The organism is Pseudomonas sp. AIG (genome assembly GCF_977020205.1).
The window spans coordinates 85,135-100,776 of the sequence record NZ_CDROCK010000014.1 but is presented as its reverse complement, the minus strand read 5'-3'; the positions used below and the strand labels follow the sequence as shown (position 1 = coordinate 100,776).

13 protein-coding genes are annotated in these 15,642 nt (G+C 57.7%); 11 read left to right on the top strand and 2 right to left on the bottom strand.

Annotation, left to right across the window (positions count from 1 at the left end; all coding sequences use genetic code 11):
• Positions 1 to 187: 187 nt before the first annotated feature.
• Together ACWR1S_RS11400 and map are read right to left on the bottom strand one after the other, a co-directional pair.
• A complete protein-coding gene (locus ACWR1S_RS11400) occupies positions 188 to 2,890 on the bottom strand; it encodes a [protein-PII] uridylyltransferase (protein ID WP_116028744.1) in 2,703 nt (900 codons plus the stop codon).
• 41 nt (positions 2,891 to 2,931) lie between these two features.
• Positions 2,932 to 3,714, bottom strand: a complete 783-nt coding sequence (map, locus tag ACWR1S_RS11395) for a type I methionyl aminopeptidase (RefSeq protein WP_454563540.1) — start codon at positions 3,712 to 3,714, stop codon at positions 2,932 to 2,934.
• Positions 3,715 to 4,088: 374 nt separating this feature from the next.
• Here map and rpsB point away from each other — a divergent pair, with 374 nt between their 5' ends.
• The 11 genes from rpsB (at position 4,089) to lpxD (ending at position 15,618) form a co-directional block, all read left to right on the top strand.
• Positions 4,089 to 4,826: a 30S ribosomal protein S2 gene (gene rpsB / locus ACWR1S_RS11390; RefSeq protein WP_003222119.1), complete on the top strand. Its 738-nt coding sequence runs from the start codon at positions 4,089 to 4,091 to the stop codon at positions 4,824 to 4,826.
• A 190-nt stretch (positions 4,827 to 5,016) separates the two neighbouring features.
• Positions 5,017 to 5,880, top strand: coding sequence for a translation elongation factor Ts (gene tsf / locus ACWR1S_RS11385; RefSeq protein ID WP_454563539.1), 864 nt, complete (start codon positions 5,017 to 5,019; stop codon positions 5,878 to 5,880).
• Positions 5,881 to 6,092: 212 nt separating this feature from the next.
• Positions 6,093 to 6,836, top strand: coding sequence for a UMP kinase (gene pyrH, locus ACWR1S_RS11380; RefSeq protein ID WP_003222124.1), 744 nt, complete (start codon positions 6,093 to 6,095; stop codon positions 6,834 to 6,836).
• Positions 6,833 to 7,390: a ribosome recycling factor gene (gene frr, locus ACWR1S_RS11375; protein WP_007908855.1), complete on the top strand. Its 558-nt coding sequence runs from the start codon at positions 6,833 to 6,835 to the stop codon at positions 7,388 to 7,390. Before pyrH ends, frr begins: the two co-directional genes overlap by 4 nt.
• A gap of 14 nt (positions 7,391 to 7,404) precedes the next feature.
• Positions 7,405 to 8,160, top strand: a complete 756-nt coding sequence (gene uppS, locus ACWR1S_RS11370) for a polyprenyl diphosphate synthase (RefSeq protein WP_007908854.1) — start codon at positions 7,405 to 7,407, stop codon at positions 8,158 to 8,160.
• Positions 8,160 to 8,966, top strand: coding sequence for a phosphatidate cytidylyltransferase (locus ACWR1S_RS11365; RefSeq protein ID WP_160056213.1), 807 nt, complete (start codon positions 8,160 to 8,162; stop codon positions 8,964 to 8,966). The genes uppS and ACWR1S_RS11365 overlap by 1 nt, the downstream gene beginning before the upstream one ends.
• Positions 8,963 to 10,153, top strand: coding sequence for a 1-deoxy-D-xylulose-5-phosphate reductoisomerase (gene ispC, locus ACWR1S_RS11360; RefSeq protein WP_454563538.1), 1,191 nt, complete (start codon positions 8,963 to 8,965; stop codon positions 10,151 to 10,153). Before ACWR1S_RS11365 ends, ispC begins: the two co-directional genes overlap by 4 nt.
• Before the next feature lie 54 nt (positions 10,154 to 10,207).
• Positions 10,208 to 11,560, top strand: coding sequence for a sigma E protease regulator RseP (gene rseP / locus ACWR1S_RS11355; RefSeq protein ID WP_454563537.1), 1,353 nt, complete (start codon positions 10,208 to 10,210; stop codon positions 11,558 to 11,560).
• Between the two features lie 74 nt (positions 11,561 to 11,634).
• The gene (gene bamA / locus ACWR1S_RS11350; RefSeq protein ID WP_454563536.1) at positions 11,635 to 14,010 is read left to right on the top strand and encodes an outer membrane protein assembly factor BamA; all 2,376 of its coding nucleotides are present in this window, start codon (positions 11,635 to 11,637) and stop codon (positions 14,008 to 14,010) included.
• Between the two features lie 45 nt (positions 14,011 to 14,055).
• On the top strand, positions 14,056 to 14,559 hold the full coding sequence (locus tag ACWR1S_RS11345; protein ID WP_007908849.1) for an OmpH family outer membrane protein: 504 nt from the start codon (positions 14,056 to 14,058) through the stop codon (positions 14,557 to 14,559).
• 3 nt (positions 14,560 to 14,562) lie between these two features.
• On the top strand, positions 14,563 to 15,618 hold the full coding sequence (lpxD, locus tag ACWR1S_RS11340; protein WP_454563535.1) for a UDP-3-O-(3-hydroxymyristoyl)glucosamine N-acyltransferase: 1,056 nt from the start codon (positions 14,563 to 14,565) through the stop codon (positions 15,616 to 15,618).
• Positions 15,619 to 15,642 lie beyond the last annotated feature (24 nt).

Sequence of the window (15,642 nt, the reverse complement as noted above, 5' to 3'; positions counted from 1 at the left end):
GGAGGGATTGGTTCAATGCGCGCCTTACACAAAACCTGTAGGAGTGAGCCTGCTCGCGATGAGGAAGGCACATTCAATATCTATGCAAGCTGATGAACCGCTATCGCGAGCAGGCTCACTCCTACAGGGGTTTGTTGAACAGGCTGGTATCGGAGTCTTCCTTCCCACCGGAGTAATAGTTACTAATTCAAATACTGATACGCGAAAGCTTGATATCCGGTTCCTGATTGACGCTCAGTTGCTCAACAATCGCATCCTGCAAACGGCTGCACAGCAGCGGGTCGGACAGCGGCTGGTTGTGCGCGTCGGTGATAAAGAACACGTCTTCCACCCGCTCGCCCAAGGTCGCAATTTTGGCGTTCTGCAGCGACAGGTCGAATTCGAGGAAAATCCCGCCGATCCGCGCCAGCAGTCCAGGGCGATCAGGCGCGGTCAATTCCAGCACGGTCACCGGACGCTGAGCATCGTTGTGGATGGTGACCTGCGGCGCAAAGGCGAAATGCTTGAGCTGGCGCGGCACCCGGCGCTGAATAATCGTCGGGTAATCGTCCGGATTGCGCAGGGCTTCGGTCAGGCCTTCGCGGATCTGTTTGACCCGCGTCGGGTTGTCGCCGATGGACTCGCCTTCGTTGTCGAGCACGATGTAGGTGTCGAGGGTGAACTGGCTGCTCGAGGTGATGACCCGCGCGTCGTGAATGTTCAGGTTCAACTGGTCCATCGCCGCCACGGTCACCGCGAAGAAGTCGTGCTGGTCCGGTGCATAAATGAAGATTTGCGTGCCGCCCTCGAACTCGCGCTGGGTGGTCTCCTTGATCAGTACCAGCGGCCCGCCATCGACCGGTTGCTGCAGGATCGCATCGCTGTGCCAGGCCACGTCGCCGGCGGTGTGGCGCAGGAAATAGTCATCGCCCAACTGCGCCCACAACTGCTCGACATCGTCCGGATCGGTGCCGCCGCGCACCAGAATGTCCAGTGCGGCGCTTTGGGTCTGGCGGATCTGCTCTTCGCGATCCACCGGGTTTTCCAGGCCGCGACGCAGCGCGCGTTTGGTCTCGGTGTAGAGCTGACGCAACAGGCTGGCGCGCCACGAATTCCACAGCGTCGGGTTGGTCGCGTTGATATCGGCCACGGTCAGCACGTACAGATAGTCGAGGCGGGTTTCATCACCGACAGCCAAGGCAAAGTCGTGGATTACCTGCGGGTCGGACAAGTCCTTGCGCTGGGCGGTGGTCGACATCACCAGATGGTTCTGCACCAGCCAGACGATCAGGCGGCTGTCCCACACCGGCAACTGGTGGCGCTGGCAGAACGCTTCGGCATCGACCGCGCCGATCTCCGAGTGATCGCCATGCCGGCCTTTGCCGATGTCGTGGTACAGGCCGGCCATGTAGATCAGTTCGGGCTTGGGCAGTTTGGCCATCAGCTTGGCCGCCAGCGGAAATTTCTCCGAGACCTGGGTGTACTGCAATTTGCGCAGGTGCTTGATCAGGTTCAGCGTGTGCGCATCAACCGTATAAATGTGGAACAAGTCGTGCTGCATCTGCCCGACGATAAAGCCAAACTCCGGCAGATAACGCCCGAGAATGCCGTAACGGTTCATCCGCCGCAGGTTGCGGTGGATGCCGATCTTGCACTTGAACAGCTCGATGAACAGGCTGGTGTTGCGAATATCGTTACGGAAATTGTCGTCGATCAGGTGACGGTGCTCGCGCAGCAAGCGAATGGTGTCGGCGCGCACGCCTTTGATTTCTGGCTGCTGCGCCATGAGAACGAAAATCTCGAGCATGGCGAACGGCGTGCGGCGGAACACGTTGTCGTTGCGCGCCTCGATGTAGCCATCATGCAACTGGAAGCGCGAGTTGATCGGCTGCGGCGGCGCTTCGTCTTCCGGCGCGAGGATGACTTCCTCGAAATGCTGGATGATCAGGTCGCTGAGCTGGGCGATGCTCATCACTACGCGGAAATACTGTTGCATGAAGTTTTCGACGGCCTGTTTGGCGTCGTCACCTTCAAACCCGAGCAGCCCGGCGATGGTGCGCTGATGATCGAACAGCAAGCGGTCTTCGGAGCGACCGGCGAGCATGTGCAGGGCATAGCGCACTTTCCAGAGGAATTCCTGGGAGGAGGCGAGCAACGCGTTTTCACTTTCGACCAGGAAACCTTCGCCGGCGAGGGCGCGCAGGTTCAGGGTGCCGTACTGACGTCGGGCCACCCACAGAATCGTCTGAATATCCCGTAGTCCGCCGGGCGAGCCTTTGACGTTGGGTTCCAGGTTGTATTCGGTGTCGTTGTATTTGTGGTGACGGGCCTTTTGTTCGGCGCGCTTGGCCAGGAAGAACTCCTTGGCCGGCCACATGTGTGCGGTGCTGGTGACGTCGAGCATGCGCTGGCGCAGACGCTCGGGACCGCAAATGGTGCGGCTTTCCATCAGATTGGTGACGACCGTCAGGTCAGCACGGGCCTCTTCGGCGCATTCGTCGACCGAGCGCACGCTCTGACCGACTTCCAGGCCGATGTCCCACAAAAGCGTCAGAAAACGCTCGATGGAGTCGCGGAAAACTTCGTGATCGGCGCTGTCCAGCAGGATCAGCAAATCGATATCGGAATAAGGGTGCAGCTCTCCGCGACCATAGCCGCCAACCGCGACCAGCGCGATGTCGGCGTCTTCGCTCCAGTTGAACTGCTCCCAGGCCTTTTGCAGGATGTTGTCGACGAACCAGGCACGGTCTTCGATCAGGCGGCGAATGTCGCGACCCTGGCGAAAACGCGTGTCGAGGACCTCGCGAGCCTGGCGGATCGCCTTCTTGAACGCCGCGATAGGACTCGCTTTCAGGGCCAGTTCAGCCTGGAACTGGCCGCGGTCGAAGAGTTCGGGATCCACCTGCGGCATCGATTGGCTTTCCTTCTATAAGGCTGGGAGCGTTGTCTGGATCAGGCCGAGATGCGCGGGATGGTGTCATCGGCGCGCAGGGTGAAGATCTCGTAACCGGTGTCGGTCACCAGCAGAGTGTGTTCCCACTGCGCCGAGAGCTTGCGGTCCTTGGTGATCGCCGTCCAGCCATCGCCCAATACTTTGGTGTCGGCTTTGCCCTGGTTGATCATCGGCTCGATGGTGAAGGTCATGCCAGCCTTCAGTTCCATGCCGGTGTCAGCGCGGCCGTAATGCAGGATCTGCGGCTCTTCGTGGAAAACCTTGCCGATGCCGTGACCGCAGAACTCGCGAACCACCGAGAAACCGTTCTTCTCGGCGTGCTTCTGGATCACTTCGCCGATGTCGCCGAGGCGGCAGCCGGGTTTGACGATCTCGATCGCCTTGTACATGCATTCCTGAGTGATCTGCGACAGGCGCTCGGCCCAGACCGGCACTTCGCCGACATGGAACATGCGGCTGGTGTCGCCGTGGTAACCGTCTTTGATCACGGTTACGTCGATGTTCAGGGTGTCGCCGTTTTTCAGCGGCTTGTCATTCGGGATGCCGTGGCAGACCACGTGGTTGATCGAGGTGCAGATCGACTTCGGGTAGCCCTTGTAGTTGAGCGGGGCCGGGATGGCTTGCTGCACATTGACGATGTAGTCGTGGCAGATCTGGTTCAGCTCATCGGTGGTGACGCCCGGTTTGACATGTTCGGCAATCATTTCCAGCACATCGGCGGCCAGTTTGCCGGCGACACGCATGCCAGCGATGTCCTCGGGGGTTTTGAGGTTGACGGTCATACAGGCTCTCTCTGCGCTCGGCGGCGCTTGCTGATACGAATTAGGGTGGCGAGTGCTCGATTGGCGACCCTGAAAAACGCGATTCTAACAGACGCACGGCGCAATTCAGCGCTCGCGTGCATCGCTTCTCTCTATACAATGGTGCGTTCGGGGCCGATTCCAAGGGGGCTGCGCCCATGTCCTTGGTGCGAATACAGAATCCGGGTTCCGTTTCTGCGCACCCTGTGGTATAAAATGCGCCGCTTTCCGGGGATACCCCGAAAAGCTTAAATCCACACACGTGTCGACACGATGACCTGGGTGCTTTTGGCTTTATGCCACTGGTTGGTCATTGGGATACGTGGAGGCCAAACCCGACTTATTAAGGAACTATCATGTCCCAAGTCAATATGCGCGATATGCTGAAGGCCGGTGTGCACTTCGGTCACCAAACCCGTTACTGGAATCCGAAAATGGGTAAGTACATTTTCGGCGCGCGTAACAAGATTCACATCATCAACCTTGAAAAAACCCTGCCAATGTTCAACGAAGCTCTGACTTTCGTAGAGCGTCTGGCCCAGGGCAAAAACAAGATTCTGTTCGTCGGCACCAAGCGTTCCGCTGGCAAGATCGTTGCTGAAGAAGCAGCACGTTGCGGTTCGCCGTACGTCGATCACCGCTGGTTGGGCGGCATGCTGACCAACTTCAAAACCATTCGTGCTTCCATCAAGCGTCTGCGTGACCTTGAAGTTCAAGCCGAAGACGGTACTTTCGCCAAGCTGACCAAGAAAGAAGCGCTGATGCGCTCCCGTGATCTTGAGAAGCTGGATCGTTCGCTGGGCGGTATCAAGGACATGGGCGGTCTGCCAGACGCACTGTTCGTGATCGACGTTGACCACGAGCGCATCGCGATCACCGAAGCCAACAAGCTGGGCATCCCGGTAATCGGCGTTGTCGATACCAACAGCAGCCCGGAAGGCGTTGACTACATCATCCCAGGCAACGATGACGCAATCCGCGCTATCCAGCTGTACATGGGTTCGATGGCTGACGCAGTGATCCGTGGTCGCAACAATGTTGCTGGCGGCACTGTAGAATTCGCAGCTGAAGAAACTCAGGCTGCAGCTGAGTAATTAACGCCCTGGCGTTGACTCAGTAAGCAAAAAGGGGGCTTGGCCCCCTTTTTGCCACCTCGAAAACCATTTGTCGGCGCCCACGGCACTGTTTGTAATGTGCGGCAGCTAACAAGGGTGGTTCGGGAAGAATTGAACGCCCGTTCGATCGGGTGGAATGGTTGAAAACCTATCCAAGAGGAATTTGAAAATGGCAGCAATTACTGCAGCGTTGGTCAAAGAACTGCGCGAGCGTACCGGCGAAGGCATGATGGATTGCAAGAAAGCCCTGGAAAAGGCTGACGGCGACATCGAAAAAGCCATTGATGACATGCGTGCTTCGGGCGCGATCAAGGCTGCGAAGAAGGCTGGCAACGTTGCCGCTGAAGGCGCAATCGCAATCAAGGACGACGGTAAAGCTGCCGTTATCCTGGAAGTGAACTCGCAGACCGACTTCCTGGCTCTGCAAGACGACTTCAAAAACTTCGTTGCTGCCAGCGTTGAAAAAGCCTTCGCTGACAAGCTGACCGACGCTGCTCCGCTGATCGCTTCGCAAGAAGCTGCTCGTGAAGCGCTGGTTGCCAAAGTAGGCGAAAACGTCAACATCCGTCGTCTGACCCGTATCGAAGGTGACGTTGTAGGTTCGTACCTGCACGGCAACAAGATCGGTGTTGTTGTGGCTCTGAAAGGCGGTGACGTCGAGCTGGCCAAAGACATCGCGATGCACGTCGCTGCAAGCAACCCTGAGTTCCTGCTGCCTTCGCAAGTTTCGGCTGAAGCGATCGAGCGTGAAAAAGCTGTGTTCCTGCAGCTGAACGAAGAGAAGATCAAAGGCAAGCCAGAAAACATTGTTGAGAACATGGTCAAAGGCCGTATCAGCAAGTTCCTGGCAGAAGCAAGCCTGGTTGAGCAGGCGTTCGTCAAGAGCCCTGAAATCAAGGTTGGCGAGCTGGCCAAGAAAGGCGGCGCAGAAATCGTTTCCTTCACTTACTACAAAGTAGGCGAAGGCATCGAGAAGCCGGTCGACAACTTCGCTGAAGAAGTTGCTGCCCAGCTGGCTGCCGCCAAGCAGTAAGATGGTTTTTTAACTGTCGCCGAAAGAGGCTGCCCGCTTACGCGCGCAGCCTCTTTTCAGATGGGGTTACCAATTTTTTAATTGGTTTCCACTTGGAACTGACTTACAAAGCCATGTTCCGATGGCGCTGAAGCAGCGCCAAGCTAGAGTGAACGCCAGCTGTAAGACAGCTCGCAAAGAATTTTTAAAATACGCCGCAGGAGAGATTCGCAATGGCTCAGCAGGGCAGTGGTTATCAGGCTCGCTATAAACGCATTCTACTCAAGCTTAGCGGCGAGGCCCTGATGGGCTCGGAAGAGTTCGGGATCGATCCAAAAGTGCTGGATCGGATGGCGCTGGAAGTCGGCCAACTGGTCGGTATCGGCGTACAAGTCGGTCTGGTGATCGGTGGTGGCAACCTGTTCCGTGGCGAAGCCTTGAGCAAAGCCGGTATGGATCGGGTTACAGGCGACCACATGGGCATGCTGGCCACTGTGATGAACGCCCTGGCCATGCGCGATGCGCTGGAACGTGCCAATATCTCGGCCATCGTGATGTCGGCCATTTCCATGGTTGGCGTGACCGATCATTATGATCGCCGCAAAGCCATGCGCCACTTGAACTCCAAGGACGTGGTTATTTTCGCGGCCGGTACCGGCAATCCGTTCTTCACCACGGATTCGGCAGCCTGCCTGCGCGCAATCGAAATCGATGCCGATGTCGTGCTCAAAGCGACCAAGGTCGATGGCGTCTACACCGCTGACCCGTTCAAAGACCCGCATGCCGAGAAGTTCGATCATCTGACTTATGATGAAGTACTGGATCGCAAGCTGGGCGTGATGGATCTGACCGCTATTTGCCTGTGCCGCGACCACAAGATGCCGCTGCGCGTATTCAACATGAACAAGCCCGGTGCCCTGCTGAACATCGTCCATGGCGGCGCTGAAGGCACCCTGATCGAGGAAGGTCAACAATGATCAACGAAATCAAGAAAGACGCTCAAGAGCGCATGCAGAAATCCCTGGACTCTCTGGCCCACGCGTTTGGTCAGATTCGTACCGGCAAGGCTCACCCAAGCATTCTGGGTAGTGTGATGGTGCCGTACTACGGCGCAGACACTTCCATCACGCAAGTGGCCAACATCACTGTAAAAGATTCGCGCACCCTGCAAGTCGTTGCGTTCGAGCGCAACATGCTCGCCGCGGTCGACAAGGCTATCCAGAGCGCTGGCCTGAACCTCAATCCGACCAACCTGGGCGAATTGTTGCTGATCTCCATGCCTGCCCTGACTGAAGAAACCCGCAAGGGCTTCACCAAACAGGCGCGCAGTGCTGCCGAAGACGCGCGTGTTGCCGTACGCAACATTCGTCGTGACGCCTTGGGCGAGCTGAAGAAACTGGTCAAGGACAAAGAAATCAGCGAAGACGAAGAGCGTCGTGCCGCTGCCGATATTCAGAAACTCACCGACAAGGCCGAGGCTGATATCGACACGGCTACCAAGCAAAAAGAAGCGGATCTGATGGCCGTATAAGGTTCGAGCTTTTAATGGACAAGACCAAGCAGACTGCGCCGTCCGCGGTGCCGCGCCATGTCGCGATCATCATGGATGGCAACAATCGCTGGGCGAAAAAACGCTTTATGCCGGGTGTCGCCGGGCATAAAGCGGGTGTGGATGCTGTGCGTGCCGTCATCGAGGTGTGTGCCGAGGCCAAGGTCGAAGTGCTCACCCTGTTCGCGTTTTCCAGTGAAAACTGGCAACGCCCGGCCGATGAAGTCAGTGCCTTGATGGATCTGTTCTTCAAAGCATTGCGTCGTGAGGCCAAGCGCCTCAACGACAACAACATCAGCCTGCGTATCATTGGCGATCGTTCGCGCTTTCATCCGGAGCTTCAGGCAGCAATGCGTGAAGCCGAAGCGATGACGGCGGGTGCCAACCGTTTCATCCTGCAGATCGCCGCCAATTACGGTGGTCAGTGGGATATCGCGCAGGCTGCCCAGCGTCTGGCGCGTGAAGTCCAGGCCGGGCATCTGCGCCCGGAAGACATCACTCCGGATTTGCTGCAAACCTGTCTGGCAACCGGCGATCTGCCATTGCCTGACCTGTGCATCCGTACCGGTGGTGAGCACCGCATCAGCAACTTCCTGCTGTGGCAACTGGCCTACGCCGAGTTGTACTTCTCCGACCTGTTCTGGCCGGACTTCAAACACGATGCCATGCGCAATGCGCTGGCCGATTTCGCTTCGCGCCAGCGTCGCTTCGGTAAAACGAGCGAACAGGTCGAAGCTGGAGCCCGGGTTTAATGCTTAAACAACGAATCATCACTGCACTGATCCTGCTGCCGATTGCCTTGTGCGGGTTTTTCCTGCTGGAAGGCTCCGGTTTCGCCTTGTTTATCGGTCTGGTCGTGACTTTGGGGGCCTGGGAATGGGCGCGTCTGGCAGGCTTCACCGGGCAAGCGTTCCGCGTGGGTTTCGCCGCGGTGGTCGCGTTCATGCTGTTTATCATGTACATCCTGCCCGGGCTTGCCCCATGGGTGCTGGGTGCTTCGGTGTTGTGGTGGGCGGTGGCAACCTGGCTGGTGCTGACCTATCCGCACTCCAGCGTGCATTGGTCCAGCGCCGCGACCAAACTGGTCATCGGTCTGTTGATTCTGCTGCCGGCCTGGCAGGGTCTGGTGCAGATCAAGCAGTACCCGCTCGGTAACTGGCTGATCATGGCTGTGATGGTGCTGGTCTGGGGTGCCGATATCGGCGCTTACTTTTCGGGTCGCAAATTTGGCAAGCGCAAGCTGGCCCCACAAGTCAGTCCGGGCAAAAGCTGGGAAGGCGTCTACGGTGGTCTGGCGCTGAGTCTGGTGATTACCGCCATTGTCGCGTTTGTCCGCGACTGGACTGTCGCCGAGTTGCTCAAAGGCTTGATTGGCGCTGCGCTGATCGTCTTCATCTCCGTGGTTGGCGACCTGACCGAAAGCATGTTCAAGCGTCAGTCCGGCATCAAGGACAGCAGTAACCTGCTGCCTGGTCATGGTGGTGTGCTTGATCGTATCGACAGCCTGACAGCGGCCATTCCGGTGTTTGCCGTGCTGCTGTGGATGGCTGCGCCGTGAGTCGCCCTCAACAGATTACCGTTCTGGGGGCGACCGGTTCGATCGGCCTTAGCACGCTGGATGTGATTGCCCGCCATCCTGAGCGTTATCAGGTGTTCGCGCTGAGTGGTTTCACGCGCCTGAGTGAGCTTTTCGCCTTGTGCGTGCGTCACGTGCCGCAATTTGCCGTGGTGCCGGAAGCTGCCGCCGCGCGCGGCTTGCAGGACGATTTGCGTGCCGCCGGTTTGCCGACCCGCGTACTGGTGGGGGAGGAGGGCCTGTGTCAGGTCGCTGCTGCTCCGGAAGTCGATGCGGTGATGGCGGCGATCGTCGGTGCGGCAGGTCTGCGCCCGACCCTGGCGGCCGTCGAGGCCGGCAAGAAGATTCTCCTGGCCAATAAAGAAGCGCTGGTGATGTCCGGCGCCTTGTTTATGCAAGCCGTGCGCAAGAGCGGTTCGGTGTTACTGCCGATCGACAGCGAACACAACGCCATTTTCCAGTGCATGCCACAGGATTTTGCTCGTGGATTGAGCGCGGTGGGTGTCCGTCGGATTTTACTCACAGCCTCTGGCGGCCCGTTCCGACAGACGCCGATGAGTGAGTTGGTGCATGTTTCACCTGATCAGGCGTGTGCGCACCCGAACTGGTCCATGGGGCGCAAGATTTCCGTCGATTCGGCCAGCATGATGAACAAGGGTCTTGAGTTGATCGAGGCCTGCTGGTTGTTTGATGCAAAGCCGTCGCAAGTCGAGGTAGTGATTCACCCACAGAGCGTGATTCACTCGCTGGTCGATTATGTCGACGGCTCGGTACTGGCGCAGTTGGGCAATCCCGACATGCGTACGCCGATCGCCAATGCCCTGGCCTGGCCGGAGCGCATTGATTCCGGTGTAGCACCGCTGGATCTGTTCGCCGTCGCGCGTCTGGATTTCGAAGCGCCGGATGAAGGGCGCTTCCCGTGCCTGCGTCTGGCACGTCAAGCTGCCGAGGCGGGCGACAGTGCTCCGGCGATGCTTAATGCGGCCAACGAAGTGGCGGTGGCAGCGTTTCTCGACGGACGGGTTCGTTACCTGGAAATCGCGAGTATCATCGAGGAGGTCTTGAGCCTTGAACCGGTCGTTGCGCTGGGAGATCTCGAAGCCGTGTTTACGGCAGACGCCAAGGCGCGAGTTCTGGCCGAGCAGTGGTTGAAGCGTCACGATCGTTAGAATTTGCAACACAATGGCTACACGCGGCACTGAACAGGTTTGCGGAGAAAGTAGATGAGCGCGCTCTATATGATTGCCGGCACCCTGATCGCCTTGGGTGTGCTGGTCACCTTTCACGAATTCGGCCATTTCTGGGTCGCGCGTCGTTGTGGCGTCAAGGTCCTGCGTTTCTCCGTAGGCTTTGGCATGCCGCTGCTGCGTTGGCATGACAAGCAGGGCACCGAGTTTGTCGTCGCGGCGATACCGTTGGGCGGTTACGTCAAGATGCTCGACGAGCGCGAAGGCGAAGTGCCGGTCGATCAGCTTGATCAGTCGTTCAATCGCAAATCCGTGCGTCAGCGTATCGCCATTGTTGCCGCCGGCCCCATTGCCAACTTCCTGTTGGCGTTGGTGTTCTTCTGGGTGTTGGCCATGCTCGGCAGCGAGCAGATTCGCCCGGTCATCGGTGCGGTTGAATCCGGCAGCATCGCCGCCAGTGCTGGTTTGAGCGCTGGCCAGGAAATTGTTGCTGTCGATGGGGAGCCGACTACCGGTTGGGCTGCCGTCAATCTGCAATTGGTCCGGCGCCTTGGTGAAAGCGGCTCTCTGCAGTTGCAAGTGCGCGAACAGGGCACGACTGTCGATTCGCCGCGTGAGCTGAAGCTGGACAACTGGCTCAAAGGCGCTGATGAGCCGGATCCGATTCGTTCTCTGGGTATTCGTCCGTGGCGCCCGGCCTTGCCGCCGGTACTCGCTGAACTTGATCCGAAAGGCCCGGCTCAGGCTGCCGGCCTGAAGACTGGCGATCGCCTGTTGGCACTCGACGGTCAGTCACTGAATGACTGGCAGCAGGTGGTTGATACTGTTCGCACGCGTCCTGATACCAAAATCATGCTGCGCATCGAGCGCGACAGTGCTCAAATCGACGTCCCTGTCACGCTGGCGGCGCGCGGTGAAAGCAAATCGCCAAGCGGATATCTGGGCGCAGGTGTAAAAGCGGTCGACTGGCCACCAGAGATGATTCGGGAAGTCAGTTATGGGCCGTTGGCCGCGATTGGCGAGGGTGCTCGTCGCACTTGGACCATGAGCATTCTGACGCTCGATTCTCTGAAGAAAATGCTGTTCGGCGAGCTCTCGGTAAAAAACTTGAGTGGACCGATAACCATTGCTAAAGTGGCGGGCGCTTCTGCCCAGTCGGGCGTCGCTGATTTCCTGAATTTCCTTGCTTATCTGAGTATTAGCCTGGGCGTTCTGAATTTGCTGCCCATTCCTGTACTGGATGGGGGGCATTTGTTGTTTTATCTGATCGAGTGGGCGCGTGGTCGTCCCTTGTCGGATCGGGTGCAAGGTTGGGGGATACAGATCGGTATCAGTTTGGTGGTCGGGGTGATGTTGCTTGCTCTGGTCAACGATCTGGGTCGACTGTAACGCTTCGCTGAATTGCGAATCTGCCGCATTTTGCGGCAGTTTGTTTATTGCCAGTTGGAATAAGAAAGGACTTCATGAAACGTCTGCTGCTAACTGCGGTTCTCACCGTATTGATGATCGCCGAAGTTCACGCCGAGTCCTTCACTATCTCTGATATTCGCGTCAATGGCCTCCAGCGGGTCTCCGCGGGTAGTGTCTTTGGTGCCTTGCCGTTGAACGTCGGTGAGCAGGCGGATGATCGTCGCCTGGTGGAATCCACTCGTGCGTTGTTCAAAACCGGTTTCTTTCAAGATATCCAGCTGGGCCGCGAAGGCAACGTTCTGGTCATCACGGTCGTCGAGCGTCCGTCGGTCGCCAGTATCGAAATCGAAGGCAACAAGGCGATCTCGACTGAAGACCTGATGAAGGGTCTCAAGCAATCCGGTCTGGCCGAAGGCGAGATCTTCCAGCGTGCCACCCTCGAAGGTGTGCGTAACGAACTGCAGCGTCAGTACGTCGCGCAAGGTCGCTACTCGGCTACGGTCGATACCGAAGTGGTATCGCAACCGCGTAACCGTGTCGGCCTGAAAGTGAAGATCAACGAAGGCACCGTTGCGGCGATTCAGCACATCAATGTGGTGGGTAACACGGTTTTCCCTGAGGACGACCTGACCGACCTGTTCGAGCTGAAAACCACCAACTGGTTGTCGTTCTTCAAGAACGACGACAAGTACGCCCGCGAAAAACTGTCCGGTGACCTGGAGCGCCTGCGTTCCTACTACCTGGACCGTGGCTATATCAACATGGATATCGCTTCGACCCAGGTGTCCATCACCCCGGACAAGAAGCACGTCTACATCACTGTCAACGTCACGGAAGGCGAGAAGTACACCGTTCGTGACGTCAAACTCAGCGGTGACCTGAAAGTCCCTGAAGATCAAGTCAAGTCCTTGCTGCTGGTGCAAAAAGGTCAGGTGTTCTCGCGCAAGCTGATGACCACCACGTCGGAGCTGATCACTCGTCGTCTGGGTAACGAGGGTTACACCTTCGCCAACGTCAACGGCGTGCCTCAGCCACACGATGACGACCACACCGTGGACATCCTGTTTGCTGTCGATCCGGGCAAACGTGCCTACGTCAACCGCATTAACTTCCGTGGTAACACCAAGTCGGAAGACGAAGTGCTGCGTCGTGAAATGCGTCAGATGGAAGGCGGCTGGGCTTCGACTTATCTGATCGACCAGTCCAAGACCCGTCTTGAGCGTCTGGGCTTCTTTAAAGAAGTCAACGTTGAAACTCCGGCTGTTCCGGGTGTCGACGACCAGGTTGACGTGAACTACGCCGTTGAAGAACAGGCTTCCGGTTCGATTACCGCCAGTGTCGGTTTCGCCCAGAGCGCCGGTCTGATCCTCGGTGGTTCGATCACCCAGAACAACTTCCTCGGTACCGGTAACCGCGTCAGCGTCGGTCTGACCCGCAGTGAATACCAGAGCCGCTACAACTTCGGCTACGTTGACCCGTACTGGACCGCCGATGGCGTGAGCCTGGGCTACAACGCGTTCTATCGCACCACCGACTACAAAGACCTCGACGTCGACGTAGCAAGCTATGCGGTAGACAGCCTGGGTGCTGGTGTAAACGTTGGCTACCCGATCAGCGAGACTTCGCGCCTGACCTTTGGTCTGTCCGCTCAGCAGGACACGATCAAGACCGGTACTTACACCGTTGACGAGATTTTCGACTTCGTTAACAAGGAAGGCGACAAGTACCTGAACTTCAAGGCTTCGGCCGGCTGGTCCGAGTCGACCCTGAACAAAGGCGTACTGCCGACCCGTGGTCGTTCGCAGAGCCTGACTCTGGAGACCACCATTCCGGGCAGCGACCTGTCGTTCTACAAGCTTGATTACCGCGGTCAGCTGTTCCAGCCGATCAGCGAGAACTACACCCTGCGTCTGCACACCGAATTGGGTTATGGCGACGGTTATGGTTCGACTGACGGCTTGCCGTTCTATGAAAACTACTATGCTGGTGGTTTCAACTCGGTTCGTGGCTTCAAGGACAGCACCCTCGGCCCGCGCAGTACGCCGAGCCGTGGTACCAACCCGGGCACGCTGGCTGACCCGGACCAGGATCCACTGCCGTTCGGTGGTAACGTCCTGATCCAGGGTGGTGTCGAGGTTCTGTTCCCGCTGCCGTTCGTGAAAGATCAACGCTCCCTGCGTACCTCGGTATTCTGGGATGTGGGTAACGTATTTGACTCGCAGTGCAAGGACACTACCAATGCGAACGGCTCGACGTCGAACACCAAGTGTAACGACATCAGCCTGAGCAACATGGCCAGTTCCGTGGGTGTGGGCGTGACCTGGGTCACCGCACTGGGTCCTCTGAGCTTCGCGTTGGCCATGCCGATCAAGAAACCGGATGACGCTGAAACTCAAGTGTTCCAATTCTCCCTCGGCCAGACGTTCTAAGCGTCTGACCCAAGATAACGACAATGGATTTTGTAGGAGTGCATCGTGCGTAAGTTGACTCAATTGGTTCTCCTGGCCTCCTTGATGGTGGCAGGCCCGGCATTTGCCGACATGAAAATTGCCGTTCTGAACTATCAGATGGCCTTGCTGGAATCCGACGCTGCGAAGAAATACGCTGTGGATGCCGAGAAGAAGTTCGGTCCGCAACTGACCAAACTGAAAACGCTGGAAAGCAGCGCCAAGGGCATTCAGGATCGTCTGATGGCCGGTGGCGACAAAATGCAGCAAGGCGAGCGTGAGCGTCTGGAGCTGGAATTCAAGCAAAAGGCCCGTGACTTCCAGTTCCAGTCCAAGGAGCTGAACGAAGCGAAAGCTGTTGCCGACCGCGAAATGCTCAAGCAACTGAAGCCGAAGCTGGATAGCGCAGTGGAAGAAGTCATCAAGAAAGGTGGTTTTGACCTGGTGTTCGAGCGTGGCGCAGTGATTGATGTCAAACCTCAGTACGACATCACGCGCCAGGTTATCGAGCGCATGAATCAGCTGAAGTAACCCATGACCGCGACTATCAAGCTCGGCCAGTTGGCCGAGTTCCTCGGCGCCACCCTGCGTGGCGACCCTGAGAAGCAAATTACTGGGCTAGCCACTTTGCAAGAGGCTGGCCCAGCTCAGTTGAGCTTTCTGGCAAACCCTCAATATCGCAAATACCTGGCAGGCTCGCAGGCAGCAGCACTGCTGCTCAAAGAGGCCGATGCCGAAGGTTATGCCGGTAATGCGTTGGTGGTGCCTGATCCTTATCTGGCTTACGCGCGTATCTCGCATCTGTTCGATCCCAAGCCAAAAGCCTCTGCGGGTATCCATCCCTCTGCGGTAATTGCGGCAGACGCAGTGGTTGATCCAACCGCCAGCGTCGGCCCTTTCGTGGTGATCGAGGCCGGTGCGCGGATCGGTGCGCAAGTGACCCTGGGCGCGCATTGCGTCATCGGTGCCCGCAGCGAAATCGGCGAAGGTGGTTGGCTTGCCCCGCGCGTGACGCTGTATCACGACGTGCGCATCGGCAAGCGTGTGGTGATTCAGTCCGGTGCCGTGCTCGGTGGTGAAGGCTTCGGTTTCGCTAACGAAAAAGGCATCTGGCAGAAGATCGCCCAGATCGGTGGCGTGACCATCGGCGACGATGTCGAGATTGGCGTAAACACCGCCATCGACCGCGGCGCTCTGGCCGATACCGTAATAGGTAATGGCGTGAAGCTCGACAACCAGATCCAGATTGCCCACAACGTTCAGGTCGGTGATCACACGGCCATGGCGGCGTGCGTCGGGATCTCCGGCAGCACCAAGATCGGCAAGCATTGCATGCTGGCCGGTGGTGTCGGTCTGGTCGGCCACATTGATATTTGCGACAACGTTTTCCTGACCGGGATGACCATGGTGACCCACTCGATTACCGAGCCGGGTGCCTATTCTTCCGGCACAGCCATGCAACCGGCGGCCGAATGGCGCAAAAGCGCGGCCCGCATCCGTCAGCTCGATGACATCGCGCGACGGTTGAAACAGCTGGAAAAGCGCGTAGGGGAAGTGACCCCTGACGGCAATGCTTCATCAGATGGCTGATACCATTTCCATATCAAGTGTGCA

What these genes read in the sequence shown, in the direction of transcription:
- ACWR1S_RS11400 (WP_116028744.1), bottom strand. Translation starts at nt 2,890, where the DNA reads ATGCCGCAGGTGGATCCCGAACTCTTCGACCGCGGCCAGTTCCAGGCT.
- map (WP_454563540.1), bottom strand. Translation starts at nt 3,714, where the DNA reads ATGACCGTCAACCTCAAAACCCCCGAGGACATCGCTGGCATGCGTGTC.
- rpsB (WP_003222119.1), top strand. Translation starts at nt 4,089, where the DNA reads ATGTCCCAAGTCAATATGCGCGATATGCTGAAGGCCGGTGTGCACTTC.
- tsf (WP_454563539.1), top strand. Translation starts at nt 5,017, where the DNA reads ATGGCAGCAATTACTGCAGCGTTGGTCAAAGAACTGCGCGAGCGTACC.
- pyrH (WP_003222124.1), top strand. Translation starts at nt 6,093, where the DNA reads ATGGCTCAGCAGGGCAGTGGTTATCAGGCTCGCTATAAACGCATTCTA.
- frr (WP_007908855.1), top strand. Translation starts at nt 6,833, where the DNA reads ATGATCAACGAAATCAAGAAAGACGCTCAAGAGCGCATGCAGAAATCC.
- uppS (WP_007908854.1), top strand. Translation starts at nt 7,405, where the DNA reads ATGGACAAGACCAAGCAGACTGCGCCGTCCGCGGTGCCGCGCCATGTC.
- ACWR1S_RS11365 (WP_160056213.1), top strand. Translation starts at nt 8,160, where the DNA reads ATGCTTAAACAACGAATCATCACTGCACTGATCCTGCTGCCGATTGCC.
- rseP (WP_454563537.1), top strand. Translation starts at nt 10,208, where the DNA reads ATGAGCGCGCTCTATATGATTGCCGGCACCCTGATCGCCTTGGGTGTG.
- bamA (WP_454563536.1), top strand. Translation starts at nt 11,635, where the DNA reads ATGAAACGTCTGCTGCTAACTGCGGTTCTCACCGTATTGATGATCGCC.
- lpxD (WP_454563535.1), top strand. Translation starts at nt 14,563, where the DNA reads ATGACCGCGACTATCAAGCTCGGCCAGTTGGCCGAGTTCCTCGGCGCC.